The sequence below is a fragment of the Agrobacterium sp. LAD9 genome (genome assembly GCF_003031125.1).
In the GTDB taxonomy this organism is placed as follows: domain Bacteria; phylum Pseudomonadota; class Alphaproteobacteria; order Rhizobiales; family Rhizobiaceae; genus Agrobacterium; species Agrobacterium radiobacter.
In genome coordinates, this window is the sequence record NZ_PHGS01000026.1 from 77,095 (window position 1) to 103,685 (window position 26,591).

Genomic DNA, 26,591 nt, shown 5'->3' on the forward strand with positions numbered 1-26,591 from the left:
CGCCGCAGTCGAACACCCTTGCAACAGAGTGTAGATTACCCTTTATGAAAATGTTGATTCGATTGCTGAAATGGCTGGGCTACGCTGCTTTGTTCGGCGTGGTGTTGGTGCTGCTCGCGGTTCTGTTCGTCGGTCTTACGCCGATGGGCGCAAGGATCGCCGCAACGCAGATTTCATCACTCGTTTCCACGCCCGATCAGGTGATCGAGATTTCTCCCCCGAGCGGCCTTTTGACCGGTCGCCTTCGGCTCGACAATGTCACCCTTTCAGACCGGCAGGGCCCCTATGCCCGCGTGAACCAGATCGCCGTCGACTGGTCGCCGCTTTCGTTGCTTGCCGGTACCTTCCATGCCGACCGCGTCTCGGCCGGATCGATCGATGTCGAGCGTAAACCGCTTGCGTCAGAGCAGACGCCGACCAAGAGCTCCAGCAATTCCTCGCTGCCGATCGAAGTCGCCGTCGACAATTTCAGCTTTCCCGATATCAGCCTTGGACAATCACTTCTCGGCCGCCCTTTCGACCTGACCGCTGAAGGCAGCCTCAAGGCCGCCCGGGACGACATCAGGCTGTCGCTCACGGCCCACCGGCTGAATGCACCGGATGCGGAGGTTAACGCCGACGTTGCTTTCCTTCCGAATGAGAACGTCCTGAAGCTGAAAGCGGAGATGAAGGAGCCCGAGGGCGGGCTTCTCGCCACGCTGCTTTCGCTTCCCGGCACACCTGCGGTGGCGATAGACCTCAACGGTGAAGGCCCGCTTTCAGACTGGACGGGCACCCTGCGCGGCAATGTCGCCGGTAACCCCGTCGTCAATGTGACCGGCCGCCACCTTCTTGGTGATGATGGCACACGCCGTATCGAAATTACGGGCGGTGGCCAGCCGGACCTGATTCTGCCCCCGGCCTTCCGCCAGCTTTTTGCCGGCGAGACGAAGCTCGATGCAAATGCAACCCTTTCGCCGCAGGGCCGCATCGAAATCGGTAGCAGCACGCTGGAGACCGGCACGTTGCTGCTGACGGCATCAGGCTCCGTCGATCCGAACGGTGAAAATGATCTTGCCGCCAATCTCATCGGCACCGCCGGCCCCGTGGATTTTCGCTGGCCGCTGGAGAATGGCGAGGTTCAGGCTCTCATCAACGGCCTCGATCTTTCCCTCAAGGGTGGAGCGGAGGCCGCGCATCTCAACACGACCGTATCGCTGCGCAGCCTTTCCCTGCCGCAAGGCCGGCTTGACGATGTCAAGCTGACGGCCGAAAGCGCCGATCTCAACGTCGCCAACCGCAGTGGCACGATCGCGACGGTCCTGTCCGTGGCGCAATCGTCCTTCGTCAGCCCGGATATCGACCGGCTGGTGCGTGCGCCACTCACCATCAAGGCCCCGCTCCGCCTCACCTCTTCCGCCATCGGCTTCGACGGCGCGACGCTGGAAAGCGCCAGTGTCGGCGGCACGCTGAACGGCAGTTTCGATCTCGCCGGCAATCGCCTCACCTCCGGCATTCAGCTCTTCGCACTGCCCGCTACCCTTCCACCGGCGCTCGCGGAAAAGTTCGATACGACCATCGCCCTCCAGGGCGATATCGACCTGACGATCGGTGGACGCACCAGCGTTGAAAACCTTGTCGTCAAATCGGGAACGATCGAAGCCACGGGCAATGTCAGCCTCGAAAACGAGGCATTAAGCGCCAGCTTGACGGGTAAATTTCCGGCGCTCGAGAAACTGACGCCGCAGGCAAAGGGCGTCGCCGATTTTGCAATCGAGGCCAGCGGTGCGCTTGCCGCACCGGATTTCAACGTCACCCTGAGTTCCGAAAGCGCCATCCTTGCCGGACGCACGCTGGAAGCGCTGAAGGTCAATGCAACAGGCAAGGCCGACCCGGCTGCGCCTCAGGCAAAAATCACCGCCAGCGGCAGTCTCGACCGGCAGAAGATCGACGCCAATGCCAATGTAGTGCAGACCGAAAACGGCACGGCGATGCCCGAGCTGCACGTGGCGGTGGGCCGGAATATCCTGAATGGGCAGCTGCAATTCTCGCAGCAGTTCCTGCCATCGGGCAATCTTTCCTTCAATTTCCCCGATCTTGCGCTGCTCGCCGCACTCGCCGCGCAGCAGGCGGATGGCGATATTGCCGGCGAAATCGCGCTGAGCAACGCCAATGGCCGGATCGCCGCGACGATAAAGGCCAATGGCGGCAGCATCCGCCAGGGCACGACAACGATCTCCAAGCTCGCCGCCGATATTTCCATCGATGACCTTCAGGCTCTCGCCATCAATGGCAAGGTCAGCGCCGATAGCGTCAATGCCGGCGCCGCCGTGATATCAGGCCTGAATGCCACCATCGGCCATTCCGGCACGACGACACAGTTCGACGTCAACGGCCGTTACGACAACGCGCCGCTGGTGGTAAAGGGCAGCGCTGACACCGGTGGTTCGCCGATGGCGGTGCGGATTGACGCCTTTTCCGCCGCGCCCAAGGGCATTGCAGTACGGCTTGAAAAACCGAGCACCATCGCCATCCAGAACGGCACGGCCCGCATCTCCGGTCTGACCATCATCACGGGTGAAGGACGGGTCGAGGTCAACGGCACCGCCGGGTCAACGCTCGACATCAATGCCGATATCCGTTCGCTGCCCGCCAGTCTCGCAAATGCCTTCGCCACCGGGCTGGATGCGGCAGGCAGTATCTCCGGTACGGTGAGCGCCAAGGGTGCGGCGTCGAATCCGGCGGTCGATTACAATCTGAACTGGACCAATGCCGAGGTCGCGCAGACACGCGCAGCGGGGCTCGCGGCGCTCGGCATCAAGGCGAATGGCCGTTTCGCCGGCGGCACCTTGCAGATCGACACCAATGTATCCGGCCAGGGCGGCATGTCACTTTCCGGCGGCGGCTCGCTCGGCATCGCCGGCAATCGTCCGCTTTCAATGGCATTTTCCGGCAGGCTGCCCTTCTCCGCCGTCGCGGCACAAACCGCAGCGCAGGGCCTCGATGTGGATGGCACCGCCGCCATCGATGTGAAGATTTCCGGCAGCGCTTCCGCGCCCGTCGTGACCGGCAGCATCACCACCGATGGTACGCGCCTGACCGACGTGCGCAGGAACCTGACCATCAACGATCTGGGCGCCACCATCACCTTCGACCGCGACCGCGCCGTCATTTCCCGATTGACGGGCAAGCTGGCGGGCGGTGGAACGATCTCGGGAACCGGCAGCGTCGGCATATCAGGCGGTTCGGGTTTCCCCGCCGATATATCGATCACGCTTAATCGCGCCGGTTATAATGACGGCACGCTGGTGACGACGGTGGTAAGCGGCACGCTGACGCTGAAAGGCCCGCTGCTGAATTCCCCCGTGCTGGGTGGCAATCTGACGCTGGACAGAAGCGCCATCACCATTCCGGAAAAGCTTCCGGCCTCGCTGACGGAGATCGATGTCAAGCACAAGAACGCCCCACCAAAGGTGCGCGCGCAGGCCAAAGCGCTCGGGGCTGACCAAGGCGGAAGCGGCAGCTCGTCCACCATCAATCTCGATCTGCAGGTGAATGCACCAAGCGGTATCTTCGTGCGCGGCCGCGGCATCGATGCGGAACTCACGGGTAATCTGACGATCCGTGGCACGGCAGCCGTTCCCGTCATTTCCGGTGGCTTTGAAATGCGCCGTGGCCGGCTCGAAATCCTCACTCGCCGCCTCGATTTCACGACAGGCAATATCAGTTTTGGTGGCGGCCTCGTTCCGGTCCTCGATATGAAGGCGGACTCGACGGTCGGCTCAACGACTATCACCGTGTCCGTTTCCGGCACTGCCAACGATCCGACCTTTGCTTTCTCCTCGGCGCCCGCCCTGCCGCAGGACGAGGTGATGGCACAGTTGATCTTCGGCCAGTCCATGTCGAAACTCTCGGCTCTGCAGATCGCGAGGCTCGCCGATGCCGCCGCCCAGCTGGCAGGCGGACGCTCCACCTCGCTGTTCGACAAGCTCAGAAGCAATCTCGGCGTCGACGATCTCGATATTTCGACCGACTCCGAGGGGCAGGCCCGCGTTTCCGCCGGTAAATATCTGAACGAAAGAACCTATCTCGAACTGCAGCAAAGCGGCGAGTCCGGCGCAAAAGCCATCATCAACCTCGATGTCGGGCGGGGCGTGAAATTGCGCGGGGAAGCGGGCGGCGATGGCGAAGGCGCAGCCGGCATATTTTACGAGAAGGAATATTAGTATTTCCAGTAAAAGTGCGTAGCGGTTTTACGTCCGGACAATGCGTAAAATCAAAGAGAGTATTTTCGCAATTCGAAGAAAAGCGAAAACACTCCAGGGCCGCTTCGCATTTAGGTTTGCGAAACCATCTCATGCTACGAATCTTCCATTGAAGACGGAAATATTGTTTCCGGCTGTTCAGGCACCAGGCAGAACGCCAAATCCGCATATGCAAGTGTCGGTGCACTTGCGCCGGCCTCCACAGCGAGCATTGGGAAGAATTCTGATGGCAATGATTAACTCTACCAATTTTGGCGGTGAGACGCTCGAAATCATCGCGTTCCGCCTGCATGATCAGGAATTCTGCGTGAAGACGACGACCATCCGCGAAATTCGCGGCTGGGCGCCTTCGACGCCCATTCCCCACGCGCCGAAAGACGTTATCGGCGTCATGAACCTGCGCGGCTCTGTCATTCCGATCATCGATCTGGCCCACAAGCTCGGCATGAAAAGCACCGTCGCCAATGAGAGAAGCGCCATCGTGGTGGCGGAAGTGCACAACATGGTCATCGGCATGCTGGTCGACCGCGTTTCCGACATTCTGACGATCCCGGCAAACCAGGTTCAGCCGGTTCCGGAGATCTCGGCCTCCTTCGACAAGTCGTATTCGGAAGGCATCATTGCCAACGAACACGGCATGATCTGCTTCCTGAACCTCGCAAAAATGTTCAAGGGAACCGAAGCGGAAGACCTCGCCGCCTAATCAGGCCTTTTCCGCTGGCCTTGCCAGACGAAAACTATCAATCAATCCAGACCGCCGGAGCATCCGCCCGGCGGTTTTGTTTTTCCTTTACGCTGCTTTATTAAATAAGAACATTTTAATATTATGGATATCTAATATTAAAAGCCGTAGATCAATATCGCGCCGGCACGACTATCACGCGGGCCGATACCTGACCAAGGCGAAGAGACAAAAGTGCCTGCATTGCTGCCTTCGGCGGCAAAACCTGTTCGTTATTCAACATGATACGACGTGGACCGCATGTCCTGTGCGGCTAGCCGCGCCGTGGGCTGATTTTGGGGGACGTGGAATGCTGGGGTTAGGAAAAAGCGCAGATAATAAAAATATGCTCGATGCCATATCGAGATCACAGGCGGTCATAGAATTCGATCTCAAAGGTAACATTCTCACTGCAAATAAGAATTTCTGCACGGCGCTGGGTTATGATCTCGCCGAGATCGTCGGCAAGCATCATCGCATCTTCTGCGACGGCGAGCTCGCCGCGTCGCGCGCCTATCAGGAATTCTGGACCTCTCTCGCCCGCGGCGAGTTCCAGGCCAAGGAATATCGCCGTATCCGCAAGGACGGCTCCGTTATCTGGATCGAGGCCTCTTACAACCCGGTTTTCCGTTCGGGCAAACCCTATAAGGTCGTGAAGATCGCCACCGACATCACCGCCAAGAAGATCAAGGCTGTAGACGATGCCGGCAAGTTGGAGGCGCTCTCCCGTTCCCAGGCGACCATCGAGTTTTTGCCCGATGGCACCATCATCACCGCCAATCCGAATTTCTGCGCCACGGTAAATTACGACGTCAAGGAAATCGAGGGCAGGCACCACCGCATGTTCTGCGATCCGGCCTATGCCGCCTCGCCTGCCTATGGCAATTTCTGGCCGCGACTGGCGGCGGGGGAATTCATCTCGGATGAATTTGTCCGCTACGGAAAGAACGGCAAGGAAATATGGATCCAGGCCGCCTATAATCCGGTGCTGGACGAAGCCGGCAAGGTGGTGAAAGTGGTGAAATTCGCCACTGACGTCACGCCGCGCATGAGCGCCATCAGCGTGCTTGCCGATGCCCTGCGGGCACTGGCCGAGGGTGATCTTGTGCAGCGCCTCGACAACAGCTTCGTGCCCAGCATGGAAAAGCTGCGTGCGGACTTCAACGAGGTCGTCGCCAAGCTGCAGACCACCATGCAGACCATTGCCCACAATGCCTCGACAATCGCCTCCGGCTCAGGCGAAATCCGCATCGCCGCCGATCAACTCTCGCAACGCACCGAACAGCAGGCGGCCTCGCTGGAAGAAACCGCAGCCGCACTGGAGGAAATCACCACCACCGTGTCCGATGCCAGCCAGCGCGCCGGCGAGGCCGGCAAACTGGTGCTGCGAACGAGAGAACATGCCGAACATTCCGGCGACATCGTCCAGCAGGCAATTTCCGCCATGGACGCGATTTCTCGGTCCTCGGGTGAAATCACCAACATCATCGGCGTCATTGACGACATTGCTTTCCAGACCAATCTTCTGGCCCTGAATGCGGGTGTCGAAGCTGCCCGGGCCGGGGAAGCGGGCAAGGGTTTCGCCGTTGTGGCACAGGAGGTCCGGGAACTCGCCCAACGGTCCGCCGTTGCGGCCAAGGAAATCAAATCCCTCATCAACACCTCTCGCGAGCAGGTCGCCAATGGCGTGGATCTGGTTGGCAGAACCGGCGGCGCCCTGCGGGATATCCAGTCACAGATGAGCGAGATCGACACCAATGTCTCGGCCATCGTTGAAGCTTCGCGCGAACAGGCGAATGGTCTGCGGGAAATCAATCAGGCCGTCAACGTCATGGATCAGGCCACCCAGAAAAACGCCGCCATGGTGGAGGAAACCACTGCCGCCAGCCACGGCCTCGCCACCGAGGCGGAAAATCTGCACGAGTTGCTGCGGCAGTTCAGAATATCACACGAAGCATCAGCATCACCCGCCCGCCCGGCGGACAAAAAGCCTGCCGTCGTCACCAGACTTCCCGCGCCGCAGCCTCGATATGCCGCCGCGCCAAGGTCTCACGGAAACGCAGCAGCGGAATGGGCGGAATTCTAGGCCCGTTCAGAAGCCGGAAGGTCGCCGGGAAACGGCGGCCTCAACGTTATAGAATGATACGATCCGCCCGGGTGAAGATTTCAAAATCCTCACCCCGCACCAGCGCCACAAGCGTGATACCCGAGCTCTCAGCCGTTTCAATGGCGAGCGCGGTGGGCGCGGAGATCGCTGCCAGAATGGGGCAGCCAAGGATGGCCGTCTTCTGGACCATTTCCACCGACAGGCGGCTCGTGACCACCACAATGCCCGCATCGGGAGATAGGTTCGCGTTGATAACCGCACCTGCGAGCTTGTCGAGTGCATTATGGCGGCCGACATCTTCTCGGGCGGCAAGCAGCCCTCCTTGAGGATTGTAAAAACCCGCGCCGTGCACTGCCCTCGTTTCGCGGTTGAGGCTTTGCGCCCCGTTCAGCGCTTTCACCGCCGCAACGATGTCATTGCCATCAACGGAGACTTCCGCGCCGCTCAGATCCGGTACCACGCGGACTGCCTGTTCAATGGATTCGATGCCACAAAGACCGCATCCGACCGGGCCCGCCATATGCCGTCGTCTTGCCCTCAGCGCATCGGCGTTGGCATCCTGCAAATCCACCTGAACATCGAAACCCTGCCCGGCCTCAATCACTTCAATGGAACGGATTTCCGCCCTGGTGGATATGATGCCCTCCGTGAGACTGAAACCGATTGCGAAATCGACAAGATCGGCGGGGCTGGCCATCATCACGGCATGGGTGCTGCCGCCATAAGAAAAGGCAACCGGCACCTCCTCGGGCACCGCCCGCTCGCCCTCGACTATGGCCCCTTCCCGCAGAGCGGTTCTTGCGACCCTTCGGTAACTTGCCTCTGCCGACACGCTGATCACTCCTCCATGACGAAAATCTGCCTCGTCTCGCTAAGGATCCCAAAGCAGCACTTCTTCCGGCCACCACATTTAACCTATAGCCACGAAAATCGGAATCGGTTTCCGAGTGCATCTATTGAAGGCGCTTTACTATCCCTGCTTTACCCATTGTCTGCCCGTGAATCGCCGGCGTAATTCGCTAGCAACATTCCGAAGCCCGAGCCGAGCTGACGGACGGGCTCATGCGCGGAAACGGGCATTTCTCGCTTGGATAAAGTGGCAGACACTAGCCCAAAACAAAAAAGCGACCGAAACGGCCGCTTTCTGTTTTGAATTTTTTGTGGGCAGTCATTCTTTCGAACCCGCCCGGTGCTTTCAAGCAGCGACGAGAACCTCATGCAGGTTCGTCAGTTCGTAAAGGTGCTTTTCAAGCTTGGTCAGATGCTCGTGGTGATGATTGCCCTCTTCGATTTCGGCCTTGGCCGCATCGATACGCTTCTGCAGCGTGTCGGGAGACATGTCATCGGCCGAAACCGCGGATTCGGCGAGAAGCGTGCAGCCGGTCGGCAGAATATCGGCAAAACCACCGAAAACCACATATTTATGGGTCTCACCGGAAGCGAACTTCACCGTTACCAGACCCGGCTTGATCGTGGTCATCGTCGGCGCGTGATTGGCCAGAACGGTCATTTCACCCAGCGTAGCCGGGATGACGACTTCCGTAACCGTTTCGGAAACGAGCAGACGCTCCGGGGAAACGAGATCGAATTTGAAACTGTCAGCCATGGCTATTCACTTCTTTTCAATTACGCGGGCGTCACGGACTTGTCTTTTCCAACGTAGGCAAAGCCGTTCCGCTTTCGCCACCATTGTCGGCAAGGCGCGCGGTAGAACCACGCGCCCGCCAATTCATGATCAGGCAGCCTCGGCAGCCAGCTTCTTCGCCTTTTCGATGGCTTCTTCCATCGAACCGACCATGTAGAAAGCAGCTTCCGGCAGGTTGTCGTATTCGCCGTTGACCAGGCCCTTGAAGCCCTTGATCGTGTCTTCGAGCGCGACGAGCTTGCCCGGCGAGCCGGTGAAGACTTCAGCAACGAAGAACGGCTGCGACAGGAAGCGCTCGATCTTGCGGGCGCGGGCAACCGTCAGCTTGTCTTCTTCCGACAGTTCGTCCATGCCGAGGATGGCGATGATATCCTGAAGAGACTTGTAGCGCTGCAGGGTCGACTGAACCTTACGGGCAACCTCGTAGTGCTCTTCGCCGACGATCATCGGGTCGAGCATGCGCGAGGTGGAGTCGAGCGGGTCAACAGCCGGGTAAATACCCTTTTCAGCGATCGAACGCGACAGAACCGTCGTTGCGTCAAGGTGCGCGAACGAGGTGGCCGGCGCCGGGTCGGTCAAGTCGTCGGCGGGAACATAAATCGCCTGAACCGAGGTGATCGAACCCTTGTTCGTGGTGGTGATGCGTTCCTGCATCTGGCCCATGTCCGTGGCGAGCGTCGGCTGGTAGCCCACGGCCGACGGAATACGGCCGAGCAGAGCCGACACTTCCGAACCAGCCTGCGTGAAGCGGAAGATGTTGTCCACGAAGAACAGAACGTCCTGGCCTTCATCACGGAAGTTTTCAGCGATCGTCAGACCGGTCAGAGCGACGCGGGCGCGGGCGCCCGGCGGTTCGTTCATCTGGCCGTAAACCAGAGCTGCCTTAGAACCTTCACCGCCGCCAAGCTTGTTGACGTTGGACTCGATCATTTCGTGGTAGAGGTCGTTACCTTCGCGGGTACGCTCACCCACGCCGGCGAATACCGAGTAACCGCCGTGCGCCTTGGCGACGTTGTTGATCAGTTCCATGATGAGAACCGTCTTGCCAACGCCGGCGCCGCCGAACAGGCCGATCTTGCCGCCCTTGGCGTAAGGAGCCAGAAGGTCGACGACCTTGATGCCGGTGACGAGGATCTGTGCTTCGGTCGACTGCTCGACGTAAGACGGCGCATCCTGGTGGATGGCGCGCTTTTTGGCCGTAACGATCGGGCCTGCTTCGTCAACCGGCTCGCCGATGACGTTCATGATGCGGCCGAGCGTTTCCGGACCGACCGGAACCTCGATCGGAGCGCCCGTGTTGCTGACCGGCTGACCGCGGACGAGACCTTCGGTCGAGTCCATGGCGATCGTGCGGACGACGTTTTCGCCGAGATGCTGCGCGACTTCCAGAACGAGGCGGTTGCCGTTGTTCTCGGTTTCGAGCGCGTTCAGGATCGGAGGCAGTTCGCCTTCGAACGCCACGTCGACAACAGCGCCGATAACCTGGGTAACCTTGCCCGCGCCGTTCACCGCTGCGGTTTTCTTGGGGGTAGCTGCCTTAGCCATTATCCTTACCCTCTTTCCTTACCTCAGAGCGCTTCCGCGCCCGAAATGATTTCAATGAGTTCCTTGGTGATCTGAGCCTGACGCTGACGGTTGTAGGAAAGCGTCAGCTTGTTGATCATCTCACCGGCATTGCGCGTTGCATTGTCCATCGCGCTCATCTTGGCGCCCATTTCACCGGCAACGTTTTCGAGCAGAGCCCGGAAAACCTGAACCGAAATGTTGCGCGGAATAAGGTCTTCCAGAATAGAAGCCGCATCCGGCTCATATTCGTAGACGGCGCTCTGCGTCGCGGCATCCTCTTCCACAACAGGCGTTGCGGCGGGAATAAGCTGCAGGCCGGTCGGGATCTGGCTGATGACGGACTTGAATTCCGAATAGATCAGCGTGCAGACATCGAACTCAGCCGCGTTGAAGAGCGAGATCACCTTCTTGGCGATCTGGTCGGCGTTTTCAAAACCGACCTTCTTCACTTCGCGCAGTTCGATGCGCTCGATGATGTTGGCTGCAAATTCGCGGCGAAGGCTGTCGTAACCCTTCTTGCCGACCGTGATGATCTTGACCGTCTTGCCTTCCGAAATCAGCTTGCGGGCGTGATCGCGGGCAAAACGGGCGATTTGCGAGTTGAAACCGCCGCAAAGACCACGTTCAGCCGTGCAGACGACGAGCAGGTGCACGTCGTCCTTGCCGGTGCCGGTCATCAGCGCCGGAGCAACGTCCGCCTCGACCGCCTTGGCGATGTTGGCAAGAACGGCGCTCATGCGCTGAGAATAAGGCCGGGCGGCCTCCGCAGCTTCCTGGGCGCGCCGAAGCTTCGCCGCGGCGACCATTTTCATCGCCTTGGTAATCTTCTGCGTCGCCTTTACGGAGGCAATGCGGTTTTTCAGATCCTTTAGTGAAGGCATCCGTTATCCGTCCGAGTAAAAGAGCCCTGATTACGAGAAAGACTTGGCGAAGCTATCAAGAGCGCCCTTAAGCTTGCCCTTGGTATCGTCGCTGATAGCCTTTTCCGTGCGGATGGTGTCGAGGATCGCCTTGCCTTCCGACCGGAGGTAGGAGAGCAGACCCTGCTCGAACTTGCCGACCTGCGCGACCGGAACCTTGTCGAGGTAACCGTTGACGCCGGCGAAGATCACCGCAACCTGTTCTTCCGTCTTGAGCGGAGAGAACTGCGGCTGCTTCAGAAGCTCGGTCAGGCGGGCGCCGCGGTTGAGCAGGCGCTGCGTGGAAGCGTCGAGGTCCGAACCGAACTGGGCGAAGGCGGCCATTTCGCGATACTGGGCAAGTTCACCCTTGATCGAGCCGGCAACCTGCTTCATCGCCTTGATCTGGGCGGCGGAGCCAACGCGCGAAACCGACAGACCGACGTTAACGGCCGGACGAATGCCCTGATAGAACAGGTCGGTTTCAAGGAAGATCTGGCCGTCGGTGATCGAGATCACGTTGGTCGGAATGAAGGCCGAAACGTCGTTACCCTGGGTTTCGATAACAGGCAGAGCCGTCAGCGAACCTGCGCCCATTTCGTCGGAGAGCTTTGCAGCGCGCTCGAGAAGACGGGAGTGAAGGTAGAAAACGTCGCCCGGATAAGCTTCGCGGCCCGGAGGACGACGCAGCAGAAGCGACATCTGACGATAGGCAACAGCCTGCTTGGAAAGGTCGTCGTAACCGATGAGAGCGTGCTTGCCGTTGTCACGGAAGTACTCGCCCATGGCGCAACCGGCAAACGGAGCAAGGTACTGCATCGGAGCCGGATCGGAAGCGGTCGCAGCAACGATGATCGAATACTGCAGTGCGCCGCGCTCTTCCAGAACCTTCACGAACTGGGCAACAGTCGAACGCTTCTGACCGATAGCAACGTAGACGCAATAAAGCTTGTCGCCGTCAGGACCATTGTCGTGAATGGCCTTCTGGTTCAGGATCGTGTCGAGAATGATCGCGGTCTTGCCGGTCTGGCGGTCGCCGATGACGAGCTCGCGCTGGCCGCGGCCAACCGGGATGAGCGCGTCGATAGCCTTGAGGCCGGTCGACATCGGCTCATGGACCGACTTGCGCGGAATGATGCCGGGAGCCTTGACGTCCACGCGCGAACGCTTGGCGGCATTGATCGGGCCCTTGCCGTCGATCGGGTTACCGAGCGCGTCAACGACGCGACCGAGCAGTTCCGGGCCGACGGGAACGTCAACGATAGCGCCAGTCCGCTTTACGGTGTCGCCTTCCTTGATGTCACGGTCCGAACCGAAGATAACCACACCGACATTGTCGGCTTCGAGGTTGAGCGCCATGCCGCGAATGCCGCCGGGAAACTCGACCATTTCGCCGGCCTGAACATTGTCGAGGCCATAGACGCGGGCGATACCGTCACCGACGGACAGCACCTGACCGACTTCGGAGACTTCCGCCTCGTTGCCGAAATTTTTGATTTGATCTTTCAGAATTGCGGAAATTTCCGCGGCGCGGATATCCATCAGCCAACCTCTTTCAGTGCAAGCTTAAGGGTGGAAAGTTTGGTGCGAAGAGACGTATCGATCTGGCGAGAGCCGACCTTGACGATCAGGCCGCCGAGGATCGACGGGTCGACGGTAACGGAAATCGTCACATCCTTGCCGGTAACGCTCTTCAGCGCCGCTTTCAGTTCAGTTTCCTGCGCCTCGTCGAGCGCATGTGCCGAGGTAACCTCGGCGGTGATTTCGCCGCGGTGGGCGGCAGCGATGGTGCGGTAGGCGCGGATCATGCCGGGAACGGCAAAGAGACGGCGGTTATTCGCAACAACCTTGAGGAAATTCAGAGCGAGACCGGAGATACCGGCCTTTTCGCAGATCGCGGCGATTGCCTTGAACTGATCCTCGGCGGAAAACACCGGGCTCGCAACCAGACGCTTCAAATCGTCGCTTTCGTCGAGAAGTGCGCCAAACTTGTCCAGTTCGGCCTGAACCGCTTCGACCGCACCCGCTTCCAAAGCAAGCTCGAAAAGCGACGACGCATACCTTTCCGCTACACCGGATGTTCCCTGGGAGGTCTCTGCCACGGGCACTTTTTCCCTGCTAATCGTCCAAGACCATCAGCGATGGGGCTCCACCGCATCAAATTCTTGAAATCGTTTCAATTTCCCCGAAAAAGACCGGAATTCCCCCCTGCCTTTTCCCAATTTCGCGGTCCGTCTAGCATAGGACGCCGGGACTCGCAACACGCGTAATAGCGGAAAGCGCCGTTTGGGCAAGGGGGAATGCGTTTAAATTTTCCGATTTCGCTCAGGATGCGGCTCTGGTGCGGCACAAAAGCCAAAAAGCCCGCCTCAGACCAGCCCGAAGACGTAGCTCAACGCGAGTGCGGACAGCAGAAAGTGTACAACCAGAAGTAAGAAATTCCGCATGGTTGCGCCACCATCTGACAGTATTGAGAGAATGCCGCCGAACACGCTAAGGCCGAATGCCGCACCAAAGGCGAGATAGACCATTGGTTGCGCCAGAAGCAGGGCGGCGGCGCCCAAACCGAGATAGAACCCCGCAAGCGACGAACGCACGAGCGCATAACCGTCCCTGCGCTCACCGGCCGGCTGCAGACCGAAGGCACGCAGCGTAATGCCCGGCGCAAACATGAAAAAAAGGCCCATCACGGCCGATACCACCGCCGCGCCAAAGGCCAGCTGCTCGCCGAACTCGGCGGGAAAATAAAACTCCATCTCGTTCCCCAAATCATTTTGATTGCCTGCTGCGTTATGACACGGTCATGACAGCGGGAAAACGCCTCGTCGGCGAAGTTCAAAGGAAACTTTGCGGATCGATATCGAGCTGCACATGCACGCTGCCCCGCTCCTTCGGACCATTGGCCAGCAATGTACGAAGAAAAGACTGCATGTCGGAATTGCGCCGCCCGTGCACCAGGAGGCGGAAACGGTGGCGGCCGCGGATGAGCGCGAGCGGCGCTTCCGCCGGGCCGAGCAGCATGATGCCGGTAACCTGGGGGGCCGCGGCCCTCAAGCCACGTGCATGGGTTTCCGCTTCCCCGCGCGTATCGGCGGAAACTATGATCGAGGCAAGGCGCCCGAACGGCGGCAAAACAGCCTTTTCCCGCTCCACGATCTCCCGTTCGTAGAAGGCCGAGGCATCGCCAGAAACGATGGCCTGCATGACGGGATGCTGCGGCTGATAGGTCTGCAACAGGCCGTGGCTTTTCAAACCCGTACGTCCGGCGCGGCCGGTGACCTGCGAAAGCAGCTGGAAGGTTCGCTCCGCCGCACGCGGATCGCCATTGGCAAGGCCAAGATCGGCGTCGACAATGCCGACGAGCGTCATAAGGGGAAAGTTGTGCCCCTTGGCAACGAGCTGCGTGCCGATGACAATATCCGCCTCGCCCTTGACGATGGCCTCCAGCTCCAGACGCAACCTCTTGACGCCCATGAGATCGGACGAGAGCACGATTGTGCGAGCCTCGGGGAAATGTTTCTCCACCTCCTCGGCAATGCGCTCCACGCCGGGACCGCAGGCCACCAGATGATCGAAGGTGCCGCATTCCGGGCAATGATCGGGCGTCGGCTCGCTATGGCCGCACTGGTGGCACTGCAATTGATTGCGGAAGCGGTGCTCCACCAGCCAGCTGGAGCATTGCGGGCACTGGAAACGGTGGCCGCAGACGCGGCAGAGCGTCAGCGGCGCATAACCACGGCGATTGAGGAACAGCAACGCCTGCTCGCCCTTTTCGATCGTCTTGCCGATACCACGCAGCAGGACGGGTGAGAGAAACCCTCCCCTTTCCGGCGGATGGCGGCGCATATCGACAAGATGCAGGTCCGGCATCGCCGCATCGCCGAAACGCGTATGCAGGTGAATGGTGTTATAACGTCCCGAACTGCCGTTGACCTGACTTTCCACCGAAGGCGTGGCCGAGACCAGCACGACCGGGAACTCGGCGATCCGCGCCCTGACGACGGCCATATCGCGTGCATTATAAAAGACGCGGTCTTCCTGCTTGTAGGCCGGGTCGTGCTCTTCATCGACAATGATGAGACCGAGATTGTCGAAAGGCAGGAAAAGCGCCGAACGCGCACCGGCCACCACCTTCACTTCACCAGTGACGGCCTGCCGCCAGACCTTTTCACGCATGCGCGGTGACAGGTCCGAATGCCATTCCGCCGGTTTTGCGCCGAAGCGGTCCTGAAAACGCTCGAGAAAGGCTGCCGTCAGAGCAATTTCCGGCAACAGGATAAGAACCTGCTTGCCTTGCTTCAGCGTCTCGGCCACCGCCTCGAAATAGACCTCGGTCTTGCCTGAACCGGTCACGCCATCGATGAGCGAGACGTGAAAACCACCCTTGCGCACATCTTCAAGTATCTCCGAAGCGGCCTGTTTCTGCGGGCCTTCCAGGCGCGGCTCCACATAATCAGGGTCGGGCTCGGCGACGACAGGCGGCGCCGGCAGAAAAACCGTCTCGAACACGCCCTGTTTCACAAGACCATCGATGACACTGGTCGAGACGCCGGCGGCATGGGCAAGCCCGCTCTTCGTCCATCCGTGCCCTTCGGCTGCCAGCTCCATCACCCGCTCGCGGGCGGGGGTAAGGCGCTCCGGCCTGCCTTCGGTCAGCCGCAGCCCCTCGATCATCGGTTCGGGATCGAAGGCGGCAGGCGCACGCAGCGCCATACGTGCCACAAGACCGGGCGGAGAAAGCGTGTAGGCGGCAACCCAATCGATGAAGCGGCGCATCTCCGCCTTCAGCGGCGGGCATTCAAAACTCTTGGTGATGGGCCGCAGCTTCTTCGGATCGACACCCTTTTCGCCGGCATCGTCCCACACCACACCGAAGACTTGCCGGGGACCAAGCGGCACCTGAACGACGGAACCGGTTTCCACCACCATATCTTCAGGCACGGCGTAGCTGTAGGGCCCGGGCGCCGGCATGGGCACAAGAACGGGCACCGTGCGCGTGGGCGACGGCGGGTCGAACAGAGCCCCAAACAGATCGGACGAATCTTTTGCCATGATGTGGCGACCATGCCCCGGCGACAGGAAAAAGGAAACCGCCCGGATGTAGTGGGCGCGTCTTGCAAAGTCCACCTCTTAACCAAATGCTGATCATAAGCGCATAGTTTCGAGACATGGAATGGAGCGCCGTGTGACCGAAATCCTGACATTTGCTGAACCCGATCTCCTGAACGAGCGCCAGTCCTGGCTCACCGCCCTTGCCGGCGAACGCCGACTTGCGGACAATACCGTCGAAGCCTATGAGCGCGACACCCGCCAGTTCCTGACCTTCCTCACCGGTTACATCGGCAAGCCCGCAGCTATAAGCGACATAGCCGATCTGCGTCCGGTGGACCTTCGCGCTTTTCTGGCCAACAGGCGCAAGGAGGGTGCGGGCGCGCGATCGCTCGGCCGGCATCTGGCCGGCTTGCGCTCCCTGCTGCACCACCTGCAGAAAAAGGGCCTCGTCAACGCGGCTGGCGCGACTGCCATGCGCGCGCCAAAACAGCCGAAATCCCTGCCGAAACCGCTGACCGACCGGCAGGCGCTGAAAATCACCACTGCCGAGGCGCAATTGAACGAAGAGCCCTGGATCGCCGCCCGCAACGCGGCAGTCCTCTCACTGCTTTATGGCTGCGGCCTGCGCATTTCCGAGGCGCTGGGTCTTACGCCATCTGATTTCCCACCCGGTGCCCGCAGCCTGCGCATTACCGGCAAGGGCAACAAGACGCGGATCGTGCCCCTGCTGGCGGTGGTGACGGAAGCGGTCGACGCCTACAAGAAGCTCTGCCCCTATGCCCTGTCAGCGGATGAGCCCATGTTCCTCGGCGCACGCGGCGGCAAGCTGCAGCCCGCCATCATCCAGCGGGAAATGCAGAAGCTGCGCGGCGCTTTCGGCCTGCCGGAAAACGCCACGCCACATGCGTTGCGCCATTCCTTCGCCACCCATCTTCTGGCCGGCGGTGGGGATTTGCGCACCATTCAGGAACTGCTCGGCCACGCCAGCCTTTCCACCACACAGGTCTATACCGGTGTCGATACCGCAAGATTGCTGGAAATCTACGACAATGCCCACCCACGCGCATGAAGCAGGAAATGGTTAACCATAATCATTAACCAGACATCCAAGCCGCCGTTCTATAAGCGAAGGACAACCGGATTGGACCGATGCACAGCCTGATAAGACCACAAAATCTCACCGCCACCCTGATGGGCAAGACCGGCGATGCCCTGCTCTGGCTGCTGGCGGCCCTGCATGTCACCGCCGTTGCAATCCTGCTCATGACCCTGCTTTCGCTGGGGCAAGCGGAAGCAGCAGAGCAGCAGATCACGTGCACGGGCAATGACATTCTCGTGGAAATGCGCAAGACCGATCCTGAAGGCTTCGCAAAGATCGAACAGGAAGCAGCCGCGATCCCGAACGGCAAGGGTAATTTCTGGCGTATCGAAAAGGCAGGCACGGCCCCGTCCTATCTTCTCGGCACCATGCATGTCACCGATCCGCGTGTTCTGGAAATGCCGGCCGCCGCCAGCCCCGCCTTTGAAAAAGCCGCGATTGTCATCGTGGAATCGGACGAAATCGTTGACGACAAGAAGGTCGCGACTTCGCTGCTGAGCAAGCCTGAGCTCACCATGTTTCTGGATGGCAAATCGATCACCGACATTCTGTCGCCCGATAATGTCGCCCGCCTCGAAAAAGGCCTCAAGGAACGCGGCATCCCGCTGAATGCCGTTTCGCGGATGAAGCCGTGGATGCTTTCGAGCTTCGTCGCCCTTCCCGCCTGCGAATTCGCCCGCAAGGCGACCGGCCTTTCCTTTCTGGACAAGAAGCTGGCCGAGGATGCGATTGCGGACGGCAAACGCCTTGTCGGGCTGGAGACCATGGTCGAGCAGCTGACGGCCATGTCCGAACTGCCGATGGAATTTCATCTTCAGGCGCTGATCGAGACGCTGGAACTCGGTGAGCGTATGGATGACGTGATGACGACCATGACCGATCTTTACGTGGCCGGCGATATCGGCATGACCATGCCCATGCTGAAAAGCCTCGATCCCAAGAAGGCCGCGACTGAAAACGAACAGGGTTATGCCGCCTTCGAACAGCGCATCATTACCGACCGCAACCACATCATGGCGGAACGGGCAGCCCCAGAGCTTGCGAAGGGCAATGTCTTCATGGCCGTCGGCGCGCTGCATCTGCCCGGTGAGGAAGGCGTCGTCGAACTTCTGCGCGCCCAGGGTTTCACCCTCACGCGGGTTGACTGACCCGCTCACGCCCGATGCTGACGGGCCGGACATTGGAGCAGAAGGGCCGCATCGTCGCTGGTACGATGCGGCGGTGAAACGGCCCGACGACAAGAAGATAGAGCCGCCCAAACAGGTTCTTGCGCCTGACGATGGTGGTGACAATAACCATCTGGCCGTTCCCCTTCTCTTCAAGATCGACAACGATCCGGAAATCGAGATGGCGGTCGTCGAAGCCAAGCACTGTCCGCTCCTGGGTGGAAGAAAGAACGGGAAAACCGCCCGCCGACGTGCCAGCCGCCAGTTCGACCGTTCTTAAACCGAAAAGCGATACGACACGGTTTCGAAGCGCCATAAGGCTGCTGATCCACGCCGGAGGATGATCGAGAAGGAGCCTGCTCACATCAAGTGATGACGGCTCCGGCGTCACCATCTCTCCCTGATAGCGATCCCGCCAGTCTGCGCCCGGCAATATGTCTTCGATATCCTGCATTCCTGAACCCCGGCCGCACCATGCGACAAGGGCCACCTTCCTCTTTTTCCAAGGAACCGGGAACGCGACAAACCGCCGCTTAGCCGTGCGTCATGCGCTTCAGGACATTGGTGCGCCAGTAGAACTGATGAACCAGAACGGCGCCGACGTGACCGGCGATCAACACCCACATCAGCGCCTTGAAGGGACCGGAATGCAACTGCCCGGCCGACTGAGCACCGAAATAATAAGCGGCGATACCTGACAGGGGCAGAACGAGAAACAGGGCATAGAAGGTGAAATGCGCCACCTTCGCGGCGATCTGAAACGGTCGCGGTTCTTCGGCGGGATGCGGCGGCACCCCTTGGAAGAAGCGCAGACAGAGGCGCAAAACCGCAAGAATCAGTACGGCAAAACCGACATAGGCGTGGATATTGGCTGAAGAAATCTGCTCCGGCGTCAGTGTCTCGCCCCGCCGCATCAGCCGATAGGCATGTTCCATACCATCGGGAAACACCAGATTGAAGAAGATCAGAAGCGCCATCGCCCAGTGAATGATGCGCTGTGGAATCGAAAAGGAAACTTGACTTGGAAACGCCATTTTATTGCCTTTTATCAAAAGGTTAGACAGGCTATGGCGCGAGTATGGAAAACCCCGGCCTGCATGGCAAGCCGGGGTTTGGCAGATGACTGAAATTTAATGTTGGAGCAGCGGGCTCCAAAACCGATCACATGTGGATCGGCTTGAAGAAGGTCGCCAGCGCTGCTTCCTTCACCGCTTCCGACATGGTCGGATGCGCATGGCAAGTGCGGCCGAGATCTTCCGAAGAACCACCGAATTCCATCAGCACGGTGATTTCGTGGATCATTTCGCCAGCGCCAAAGCCGACGATATGACCGCCGAGAACCCGATCGGTTTCCTTGTCGGCAAGAATCTTCACGAAACCATCCGTCACCTGCATGGCGCGGGCGCGGCCATTGGCGGTGAAGGGGAACTTGCCGACCTTGTAAGCGATGCCGGCGGCCTTCAGTTCTTCTTCTGTCTTGCCGACGGAAGCGATTTCAGGCTGCGTATAGACCACGGCCGGAATGACGTCGTAGTTCACGTGGCCGCGCTGACCGGCGAGGATTTCCGCGAGAGCAACGCCCTCGTCTTCCGCCTTGTGCGCCAGCATCGGGCCCTTCACCACGTCGCCGATCGCGTAGATGCCGTCGACATTGGTCTTGTAGTGGCCGTCGATTTCAACGCGACCGCGGCTGTCCAGCACGACACCGGCTTCGGCAAGGCCGAGACCTTCGGTGTAGGGCTTGCGGCCGGTGGAGATCAGCACGACGTTTGCTTCCAGCGTTTCGGCAGCGCCGCCCTTGACCGGCTCGAACACCACCTTCGCACCGGTGCCCGTCTTTTCAACGGCCGTCACCTTGGCGCCGAGCTTGAAATCGAGACCCTGCTTGGCGAGCAGACGCTGCGCCTGCTTGGAGACTTCGCCGTCCATGCCACCGAGAATATTGTCGAGATATTCAACAACGGTGACCTTCGCGCCGAGGCGCGACCAGACCGAACCGAGCTCGAGGCCGATCACGCCGCCGCCGACAACGATCAGCTTTTCCGGAACCTTGGAAAGGGCGATCGCGCCGGTGGAGGAAACGATGACGTTTTCATCGATATCGACCTGAACGCCCGGAATGCCGGCAACATCAGAACCCGTGGCGATGACGATGTTCTTGGCTTCGATTTCCTGTGTCTCACCCTTGTCGTTGGTGACGGAAACCTTGCCGGCGGAAACCACCTTGCCGGTGCCCTGGAAGGCATCGATCTTGTTCTTCTTGAACAGGAAGGAAACGCCATCGACATTGGCCTTCACCACGCCGTCCTTGTGGCCCATCATCTTTTCAAGGTTCAGCTTCGGAGCAGCAACTTCGATACCGAGCGTATCGACGCCATGGGCAACATGCGCAAAGGTTTCGGACGCGTGCAGCAGCGCCTTGGAAGGGATGCAGCCGACATTGAGGCAGGTGCCGCCATAGGTCGCGCGCTTTTCGATGACGGCGACCTTGAGACCGAGCTGTGCCGCCTTGACCGCGCAAACATAACCGCCGGGGCCCGTGCCAATTACAACTACATCATATGCCATGTTCGTTTTCCTGATTGATGTCGGGCAAGATGCGGATCATTGCCCTGCTTGCGTTTGACCTGAAACTCAGGCCGCTTTTTCCGTTGCGAGTTTTATACCGAGAGCGATGAACACCACACCACTGGTGCGGTCGATCCATTGGCTGGCGCGCTGAAAAGCGGCGCGCATGCGTGGCGTCGTCATGAACAGGCTGACGCCGACGAACCACAGGATGAGGCAGCTCGCCATGACGAGCCCGTATCCGAATTTGATGGCGACCGGCGTATGCGCGTGAACCACCGTCGAAAAGATCGACAGGAAGAAAAACACCGGTTTGGGATTGAGCGCATTGGCGGCGAAGCCGAGCGTGAAGGCCTTGAGCCCTGTCTGGCCGCTTTTGGCCCGAACCTCACCTTCAGCCGTCGGCAGTTCGGTCTTGCCAGCGCGCAGCGCCTTGATGCCGATATAGATCAGATAGGCGACGCCGAGCCATTTGACGATGTTGAAGAGATAGATCGACTGGGAAATGATGAGGCCAAGTCCGAGGATCGTATAGGTGACATGGAACATCAGCGACGTTCCGACACCGAAACTGGTGATGATGGCCTGCTTGCGCCCGTGCACCATGGCCTGACGCATGACCATCGCCAGATCGGCACCGGGGGAAACGATCGCGAAAAAGAAGATCGCCATCAGGGATGCAAGTTCGATGAGATATTGATGCATAGGCTCGACCTCAGATCAGCGCGACAAGCATGAGGACCAGACCTGCGAGGGAAACGACCCACGCGATCGACCGCACATAGGGAACGCCTGCAAGATAAAGCGGGATGTAGACGACGCGCGCAACGGTCCATATCCAGCCGCCCGCCAGCCCCCAGCCGGAGGCGTCGCCGACGATCGCAAGAGCGAGAACCAGACCGACGAAAGCCGGGTAGGTCTCGCGAAAATTATCCGAGGCGCGCTGCGCGCGTCCCGCAAAGACCCCTTTGAGGTCCGGACGCGCATCACGCGCACCCGCATTCCAGGCAAGACCAACTTCCCGCGTAACGGACATGGCCTGAAGGCAGATATGCAGGAGAAGAAGAATAACGCTGAGCGCCAGCAGGAACACAAAAGGTCCATTCCCGCCGGCCAGGTTTTCCATCCCTCTTCTCCCCTATCTGGTCTTAGAGATCGAGAACGAGACGTTCCGGATCTTCCAGGCTTTCCTTGACGCGAACGAGGAAGGTCACTGCTTCCTTGCCGTCAACGATACGGTGATCGTAGGAGAGCGCAAGATACATCATCGGACGGATGACGACCTGACCGCCGATGGCGACCGGACGCTCCTGGATCTTGTGCATGCCGAGGATACCCGACTGCGGTGCATTGAGGATCGGCGAGGACATCAGCGAACCGTAAACACCGCCATTGGTGATGGTGAAGGTGCCGCCCTGCATGTCGGCCATGCCGAGCGAACCGTCGCGAGCTGCCTTGGCAAGACGACCGAGTTCCTTTTCGACGCCCGCGATGGAGAGCTGGTCGGCATCGCGAATGACCGGAACGACGAGGCCCTTGTCGGTGCCGACAGCCATGCCGACGTGACAATAGTTCTTGTAGATGATGTCCGTGCCGTCGATTTCAGCGTTGACGGCCGGCAGTTCCTTCAGCGCGTGGGTCACGGCCTTGGTGAAGAAGCCCATGAAGCCGAGCTTGACGCCGTGCTTCTTCTCGAACACGTCCTTGTAGCGGTTACGCAGGTCCATGACCGCGCTCATGTCCACCTCGTTATAGGTGGTCAGCATGGCGGCCGTGTTCTGCGCGTCCTTCAGGCGACGGGCAATCGTCTGGCGCAGGCGGGTCATCTTCACGCGCTCTTCGCGAACCTGATCCTGTTCGGCCGAAACCGGGCGGGGGGCAGCAGCGGCAACCGGAACAGCGGCGGGTGCAGAAACACCCTTGGCGACGGCAGCGAGAACGTCGCCCTTCAGAACCTGGCCACGCTTGCCCGAACCGTCAACCTGATCGGCAGACAGGTTGTTTTCAGCAAGCAGCTTGCCGGCGGCAGGTGCCGGCGGCATGGAGCCGGTTGCCGGAGCGGCAACGGCGGCAGGTGCCGGTGTGGCAGCCGCAGCAGGCTTTGCGGCAGGTGCAGCGGTTGCAGCGCCGGCTGCACCTTCGGCGATCTGGCCGAGAAGCGCGTCGAGACCGACGGTCTCGCCGTTCTGCGCAACGATTTCGGTGAGAACGCCGGACGCAGGCGCCGGGACTTCAACGGTAACCTTGTCGGTTTCCAGTTCAACGAGAGGTTCGTCGGCCTTGACGGTATCGCCGACCTTCTTGAACCAGGTGCCTACGGTCGCTTCGCTGACGGATTCGCCGAGGGTTGGTACGCGGATTTCAGTGGCCATGATCTAGTTCCGTTATTCAGGTGTCTTTTTTGCGGGGCGATGCGGGAGAGTTCTCACTCTCCCAGCGCGTCTTCCAGGAACGCAGCAAGCTGCGCCAGGTGCTTGGACATCAGGCCAGTCGCCGGAGAGGCGGCAGCCGGACGGCCCGTGTAACGGACCTTCTGGTACTTGGCGTCGATATGCGCCAGAACCCATTCCAGGTAAGGATCGATGAACGACCACGCACCCATGTTCTTCGGTTCTTCCTGGCACCAGACCATCTCCGCATTGCGGAAACGGGAAAGCTCGTTGATGAGCGCCTTCGCCGGGAACGGATAGAGTTGTTCGACACGCAGCAGGTAGATGTCGTCGATACCACGCTTTTCGCGTTCCTCGAGCAGATCATAATAGACCTTGCCCGTGCACATGACGACGCGGCGGATCTTCGAATCCTTCTGCAGCTTGATCGGGCCGTCCTTGATGACTTCAGCATCGTCCCACAGGAGACGGTGGAAGGAGGACTCGCCTGCAAGCTCGGCCAGCGAAGAAGTGGCGCGCTTGTGACGCAGCAGCGACTTCGGCGTCATCAGGATCAGCGGCTTGCGGAAGTCGCGCTTCACCTGACGGCGCAGGATGTGGAAGTAGTTGGCCGGCGTCGTGCAGTTGGCAACCTGCATGTTATCTTCGGCGCACATCTGCAGCCAGCGCTCCAGACGGGCGGAAGAGTGCTCCGGACCCTGACCTTCGTAACCATGCGGCAGAAGGCAGACGAGACCGGACATGCGCAGCCACTTGCGTTCACCCGAAGAGATGAACTGGTCGAAAACCACCTGCGCGCCGTTGGCGAAGTCGCCGAACTGAGCTTCCCAGAGCGTCAGCGCATTCGGGCGGGCAAGCGAATAGCCATATTCGAAACCGAGGACGGCTTCTTCCGAGAGCATCGAGTTGATGACTTCGTAACGGGCCTGCGTCGGCGAAAGGTTGGCGAGCGGAATATAACGCTCTTCGGTTTCCTGATCGTAGAGAACCGAGTGACGCTGCGAGAAGGTGCCGCGTTCACAATCCTGACCGGAAAGACGAATCTTGTGGCCATCGGCAACGAGCGAACCGAAAGCAAGCGCTTCCGCCATCGCCCAGTCGATGCCTTCGCCCGTCTCGACCATCTGCGAGCGGTTTTCCATGAAGCGCTGGATCGTGCGGTGGGCGCTGAAGCCTTCCGGAATGGTCGACAGTTTCTTGCCGATTTCCTTCAGCTGCTTCATCGGCACGCCGGTCTTGCCGCGACGCTGCTCATCGGCATTGTCGGCGGCGCGCAGGCCAGACCACTGGCCATCCAGCCAGTCGGCCTTGTTGGGCTTGTAGGACTGGCCCGCCTCGAATTCCTGTTCCAGATGAGCGCGCCAGTCGGCCTTCATCTTCTCGAATTCGCCTTCGTTCATCAGGCCTTCCGCGATCAGGCGGTCGGCATAGATGCGCGCGACTGTCTTGTGGCCACGGATAACCTTGTACATCTTCGGCTGCGTGAACGCCGGCTCATCGCCTTCGTTATGGCCGAAGCGGCGGTAGCAGAACATGTCGATGACGACAGGCTTGTGGAACTTCATGCGGTATTCGGTCGCGACCTTGGCCGCATAGGTAACCGCTTCCGGATCATCACCGTTGACGTGGAAGATCGGCGCTTCGATCATCTTGGCGACGTCGGACGGATAGGGCGACGAACGCGAGAAGGCCGGGTTGGTCGTGAAGCCGATCTGGTTGTTGATGATGAAGTGCATGGTGCCGGCAACGCGGTGGCCGCGCAGACCGGAAAGGCCGAGAATTTCGGCAACCACGCCCTGACCCGCAAAGGCGGCATCGCCGTGCAGCAGCAGCGGCAGCACCTTGGCGCGTTCGGAAAGCGGAATGATGTCGCCGTCCCATGTCTTGGCCAGCTGGTCCTGCTTCGCGCGGGCCTTGCCCATGACAACGGGGTTGACGATTTCAAGGTGCGACGGGTTGGCCGTCAGCGACAGGTGAACCTTGTTGCCGTCGAATTCGCGGTCGGAGGAGGCACCGAGATGGTACTTCACGTCACCGGAACCTTCGACATCGTCAGGCTTAAACGAACCGCCCTTGAACTCGTGGAACACGGCGCGGTGCGGCTTGCCCATGACGTTGGTGAGAACGTTCAGACGGCCACGATGGGCCATGCCGAGCACGACTTCTTCCAGACCGTCCTGGCCACCGCGCTTGATGATCTGCTCCAGCGCCGGGATCAGCGATTCGCCGCCATCGAGGCCGAAACGCTTGGTGCCCTTGAAGCGCACGTCGAGGAACTGCTCGTAACCTTCGGCTTCAACCAGCTTCGACAGAATGGCCTTCTTGCCTTCGGCCGTGAAGGCAACGCCCTTGTCCGGACCTTCGATGCGTTCCTGAATCCAGCCTTTTTCTTCCGGGCTGGACATGTGCATGAATTCGACGCCGATGGTGGAGCAGTAAGTGCGCTCCAGAATATCGATCATCTCGCGCACAGTCGCATATTCGAGGCCGAGAACGTTATCGATGAAAATCTTGCGGTCGTAGTCGCTTTCCTCGAAGCCGTAGGACTTCGGTGACAGCTCGTTGTAATCTTCAACCGCAACGGCGATACCGAGCGGATCGAGCTTGGCGTGCAGGTGGCCGCGCATGCGATAGGCGCGGATCATCATGATGGCGCGAACGCTGTCACGGGTCGCCTGCAGCACTTCGGCTTCGCTGACCGGCTTGCCGGTGTCTGCGCTCTTGGCTTCAGCCTTCGCCTGAACCTTTTTCTCGATGGCCTTTTCGACCGTGGCCCAGTTACCGTCCAGTGCGGATACCAGTTCGCCATTGGCCGGGATCGGCCAGTTGGCGCGCTTCCAGGAGGCGCCCTTGGCCGCCTTCTTCACGTCTTCCGGATTATCGGACAACGCCTTGAAGAAGCTCTGCCACTCCGGCGACACGGAAGAGGGATCCTCTTCGTACCGGGCATAGAGCTGCTCGATATAGGCTGCATTCGCGCCGTCCAGAAACGACGTGATCTGAAACTGCTCGTTCGCTTCTTGCCTTGCCATTGTGTTCTTGCGGACTTATCCGTCCGCCTCCTCGATGCCGTTAGGGCCGTTCGCCGGCCTGCCGCTTTGATTACTGCTATCTGCCGCCGGGGCGGTATGCCG

General features: G+C 59.9%; 20 protein-coding genes. 5 read left to right on the forward strand and 15 right to left on the reverse strand.

Annotated features, from left to right (window positions below; all coding sequences use genetic code 11):
• Positions 1–44: 44 nt before the first annotated feature.
• The 3 genes from DA915_RS24425 to DA915_RS24435 all read left to right on the forward strand — a co-directional run bounded on the left by DA915_RS24425 (position 45) and on the right by DA915_RS24435 (position 7,051).
• Positions 45–4,205, forward strand: coding sequence for a translocation/assembly module TamB domain-containing protein (locus DA915_RS24425; protein ID WP_107677574.1), 4,161 nt, complete (start codon positions 45–47; stop codon positions 4,203–4,205).
• Between the two features lie 265 nt (positions 4,206–4,470).
• Positions 4,471–4,947 (forward strand): chemotaxis protein CheW, encoded by a 477-nt coding sequence (locus DA915_RS24430; protein WP_003504949.1) that lies wholly within the window; start codon positions 4,471–4,473, stop codon positions 4,945–4,947.
• A gap of 328 nt (positions 4,948–5,275) precedes the next feature.
• On the forward strand, positions 5,276–7,051 hold the full coding sequence (locus DA915_RS24435) for a methyl-accepting chemotaxis protein (protein WP_107677575.1): 1,776 nt from the start codon (positions 5,276–5,278) through the stop codon (positions 7,049–7,051).
• A 46-nt stretch (positions 7,052–7,097) separates the two neighbouring features.
• On the opposite strand, the gene fdhD is transcribed toward DA915_RS24435, so the two are convergent.
• The 8 genes from fdhD to DA915_RS24475 all read right to left on the reverse strand — a co-directional run bounded on the left by fdhD (position 7,098) and on the right by DA915_RS24475 (position 16,234).
• The gene (gene fdhD, locus DA915_RS24440) at positions 7,098–7,913 is read right to left on the reverse strand and encodes a formate dehydrogenase accessory sulfurtransferase FdhD (RefSeq protein ID WP_080868362.1); all 816 of its coding nucleotides are present in this window, start codon (positions 7,911–7,913) and stop codon (positions 7,098–7,100) included.
• Positions 7,914–8,267: 354 nt separating this feature from the next.
• Positions 8,268–8,678, reverse strand: coding sequence for a F0F1 ATP synthase subunit epsilon (locus DA915_RS24445; RefSeq protein ID WP_003492358.1), 411 nt, complete (start codon positions 8,676–8,678; stop codon positions 8,268–8,270).
• A gap of 129 nt (positions 8,679–8,807) precedes the next feature.
• Complete coding sequence (gene atpD, locus DA915_RS24450) at positions 8,808–10,262, reverse strand: F0F1 ATP synthase subunit beta (protein ID WP_003504956.1); 1,455 nt, start codon at positions 10,260–10,262, stop codon at positions 8,808–8,810.
• 23 nt (positions 10,263–10,285) lie between these two features.
• Positions 10,286–11,164: a F0F1 ATP synthase subunit gamma gene (locus DA915_RS24455; protein ID WP_107677576.1), complete on the reverse strand. Its 879-nt coding sequence runs from the start codon at positions 11,162–11,164 to the stop codon at positions 10,286–10,288.
• A 30-nt stretch (positions 11,165–11,194) separates the two neighbouring features.
• Positions 11,195–12,724: a F0F1 ATP synthase subunit alpha gene (gene atpA, locus DA915_RS24460; RefSeq protein ID WP_004443771.1), complete on the reverse strand. Its 1,530-nt coding sequence runs from the start codon at positions 12,722–12,724 to the stop codon at positions 11,195–11,197.
• Positions 12,724–13,290: a F0F1 ATP synthase subunit delta gene (locus tag DA915_RS24465; RefSeq protein ID WP_192886654.1), complete on the reverse strand. Its 567-nt coding sequence runs from the start codon at positions 13,288–13,290 to the stop codon at positions 12,724–12,726. The genes atpA and DA915_RS24465 overlap by 1 nt, the downstream gene beginning before the upstream one ends.
• A gap of 261 nt (positions 13,291–13,551) precedes the next feature.
• Positions 13,552–13,938 carry a phage infection protein gene (locus tag DA915_RS24470; RefSeq protein ID WP_003504963.1) on the reverse strand — a complete coding sequence of 129 codons (387 nt, stop codon included), beginning with the start codon at positions 13,936–13,938 and terminating at the stop codon, positions 13,552–13,554.
• Between the two features lie 79 nt (positions 13,939–14,017).
• Positions 14,018–16,234 carry a primosomal protein N' gene (locus DA915_RS24475; protein WP_060725472.1) on the reverse strand — a complete coding sequence of 739 codons (2,217 nt, stop codon included), beginning with the start codon at positions 16,232–16,234 and terminating at the stop codon, positions 14,018–14,020.
• A 121-nt stretch (positions 16,235–16,355) separates the two neighbouring features.
• On the opposite strand from DA915_RS24475, the gene DA915_RS24480 reads away from it, so the two are divergent.
• Together DA915_RS24480 and DA915_RS24485 are read left to right on the forward strand one after the other, a co-directional pair.
• Positions 16,356–17,303: a tyrosine recombinase XerC gene (locus DA915_RS24480; protein ID WP_077998708.1), complete on the forward strand. Its 948-nt coding sequence runs from the start codon at positions 16,356–16,358 to the stop codon at positions 17,301–17,303.
• Positions 17,304–17,383: 80 nt separating this feature from the next.
• Entirely contained in the window at positions 17,384–18,481 is a 1,098-nt protein-coding gene (locus tag DA915_RS24485; RefSeq protein ID WP_107677578.1) for a TraB/GumN family protein, read from the forward strand.
• Here DA915_RS24485 and DA915_RS24490 read toward each other — a convergent pair.
• From DA915_RS24490 to DA915_RS24520, 7 genes are all read right to left on the reverse strand, one after another.
• Positions 18,465–18,953 carry a DUF2867 domain-containing protein gene (locus DA915_RS24490; protein ID WP_107677604.1) on the reverse strand — a complete coding sequence of 163 codons (489 nt, stop codon included), beginning with the start codon at positions 18,951–18,953 and terminating at the stop codon, positions 18,465–18,467. The genes DA915_RS24485 and DA915_RS24490 overlap by 17 nt on opposite strands.
• Positions 18,954–19,032: 79 nt before the next feature.
• Positions 19,033–19,533, reverse strand: a complete 501-nt coding sequence (locus DA915_RS24495; protein ID WP_107677579.1) for a cytochrome b — start codon at positions 19,531–19,533, stop codon at positions 19,033–19,035.
• Positions 19,534–19,660: 127 nt separating this feature from the next.
• On the reverse strand, positions 19,661–21,067 hold the full coding sequence (gene lpdA / locus DA915_RS24500; RefSeq protein ID WP_107677580.1) for a dihydrolipoyl dehydrogenase: 1,407 nt from the start codon (positions 21,065–21,067) through the stop codon (positions 19,661–19,663).
• 66 nt (positions 21,068–21,133) lie between these two features.
• Positions 21,134–21,772 carry a LysE family translocator gene (locus DA915_RS24505; protein WP_107677581.1) on the reverse strand — a complete coding sequence of 213 codons (639 nt, stop codon included), beginning with the start codon at positions 21,770–21,772 and terminating at the stop codon, positions 21,134–21,136.
• Positions 21,773–21,782: 10 nt separating this feature from the next.
• On the reverse strand, positions 21,783–22,193 hold the full coding sequence (locus tag DA915_RS24510) for an MAPEG family protein (protein WP_107677582.1): 411 nt from the start codon (positions 22,191–22,193) through the stop codon (positions 21,783–21,785).
• Between the two features lie 22 nt (positions 22,194–22,215).
• Positions 22,216–23,439, reverse strand: coding sequence for a 2-oxoglutarate dehydrogenase complex dihydrolipoyllysine-residue succinyltransferase (gene odhB / locus DA915_RS24515; protein WP_107677583.1), 1,224 nt, complete (start codon positions 23,437–23,439; stop codon positions 22,216–22,218).
• A gap of 53 nt (positions 23,440–23,492) precedes the next feature.
• A complete protein-coding gene (locus DA915_RS24520) occupies positions 23,493–26,489 on the reverse strand; it encodes a 2-oxoglutarate dehydrogenase E1 component (protein ID WP_003504981.1) in 2,997 nt (998 codons plus the stop codon).
• Positions 26,490–26,591 lie beyond the last annotated feature (102 nt).

Coding starts and splice junctions, on each gene's coding strand:
- DA915_RS24425 (WP_107677574.1), top strand. CDS start 45: ATGAAAATGTTGATTCGATTGCTGAAATGGCTGGGCTACGCTGCTTTG.
- DA915_RS24430 (WP_003504949.1), top strand. CDS start 4,471: ATGGCAATGATTAACTCTACCAATTTTGGCGGTGAGACGCTCGAAATC.
- DA915_RS24435 (WP_107677575.1), top strand. CDS start 5,276: ATGCTGGGGTTAGGAAAAAGCGCAGATAATAAAAATATGCTCGATGCC.
- DA915_RS24445 (WP_003492358.1), bottom strand. CDS start 8,678: ATGGCTGACAGTTTCAAATTCGATCTCGTTTCCCCGGAGCGTCTGCTC.
- atpD (WP_003504956.1), bottom strand. CDS start 10,262: ATGGCTAAGGCAGCTACCCCCAAGAAAACCGCAGCGGTGAACGGCGCG.
- DA915_RS24455 (WP_107677576.1), bottom strand. CDS start 11,164: ATGCCTTCACTAAAGGATCTGAAAAACCGCATTGCCTCCGTAAAGGCG.
- atpA (WP_004443771.1), bottom strand. CDS start 12,724: ATGGATATCCGCGCCGCGGAAATTTCCGCAATTCTGAAAGATCAAATC.
- DA915_RS24470 (WP_003504963.1), bottom strand. CDS start 13,938: ATGGAGTTTTATTTTCCCGCCGAGTTCGGCGAGCAGCTGGCCTTTGGC.
- DA915_RS24475 (WP_060725472.1), bottom strand. CDS start 16,234: ATGGCAAAAGATTCGTCCGATCTGTTTGGGGCTCTGTTCGACCCGCCG.
- DA915_RS24480 (WP_077998708.1), top strand. CDS start 16,356: ATGGAGCGCCGTGTGACCGAAATCCTGACATTTGCTGAACCCGATCTC.
- DA915_RS24485 (WP_107677578.1), top strand. CDS start 17,384: ATGCACAGCCTGATAAGACCACAAAATCTCACCGCCACCCTGATGGGC.
- DA915_RS24490 (WP_107677604.1), bottom strand. CDS start 18,953: ATGCAGGATATCGAAGACATATTGCCGGGCGCAGACTGGCGGGATCGC.
- DA915_RS24495 (WP_107677579.1), bottom strand. CDS start 19,533: ATGGCGTTTCCAAGTCAAGTTTCCTTTTCGATTCCACAGCGCATCATT.
- lpdA (WP_107677580.1), bottom strand. CDS start 21,067: ATGGCATATGATGTAGTTGTAATTGGCACGGGCCCCGGCGGTTATGTT.
- DA915_RS24505 (WP_107677581.1), bottom strand. CDS start 21,772: ATGCATCAATATCTCATCGAACTTGCATCCCTGATGGCGATCTTCTTT.
- DA915_RS24510 (WP_107677582.1), bottom strand. CDS start 22,193: ATGGAAAACCTGGCCGGCGGGAATGGACCTTTTGTGTTCCTGCTGGCG.
- odhB (WP_107677583.1), bottom strand. CDS start 23,439: ATGGCCACTGAAATCCGCGTACCAACCCTCGGCGAATCCGTCAGCGAA.
- DA915_RS24520 (WP_003504981.1), bottom strand. CDS start 26,489: ATGGCAAGGCAAGAAGCGAACGAGCAGTTTCAGATCACGTCGTTTCTG.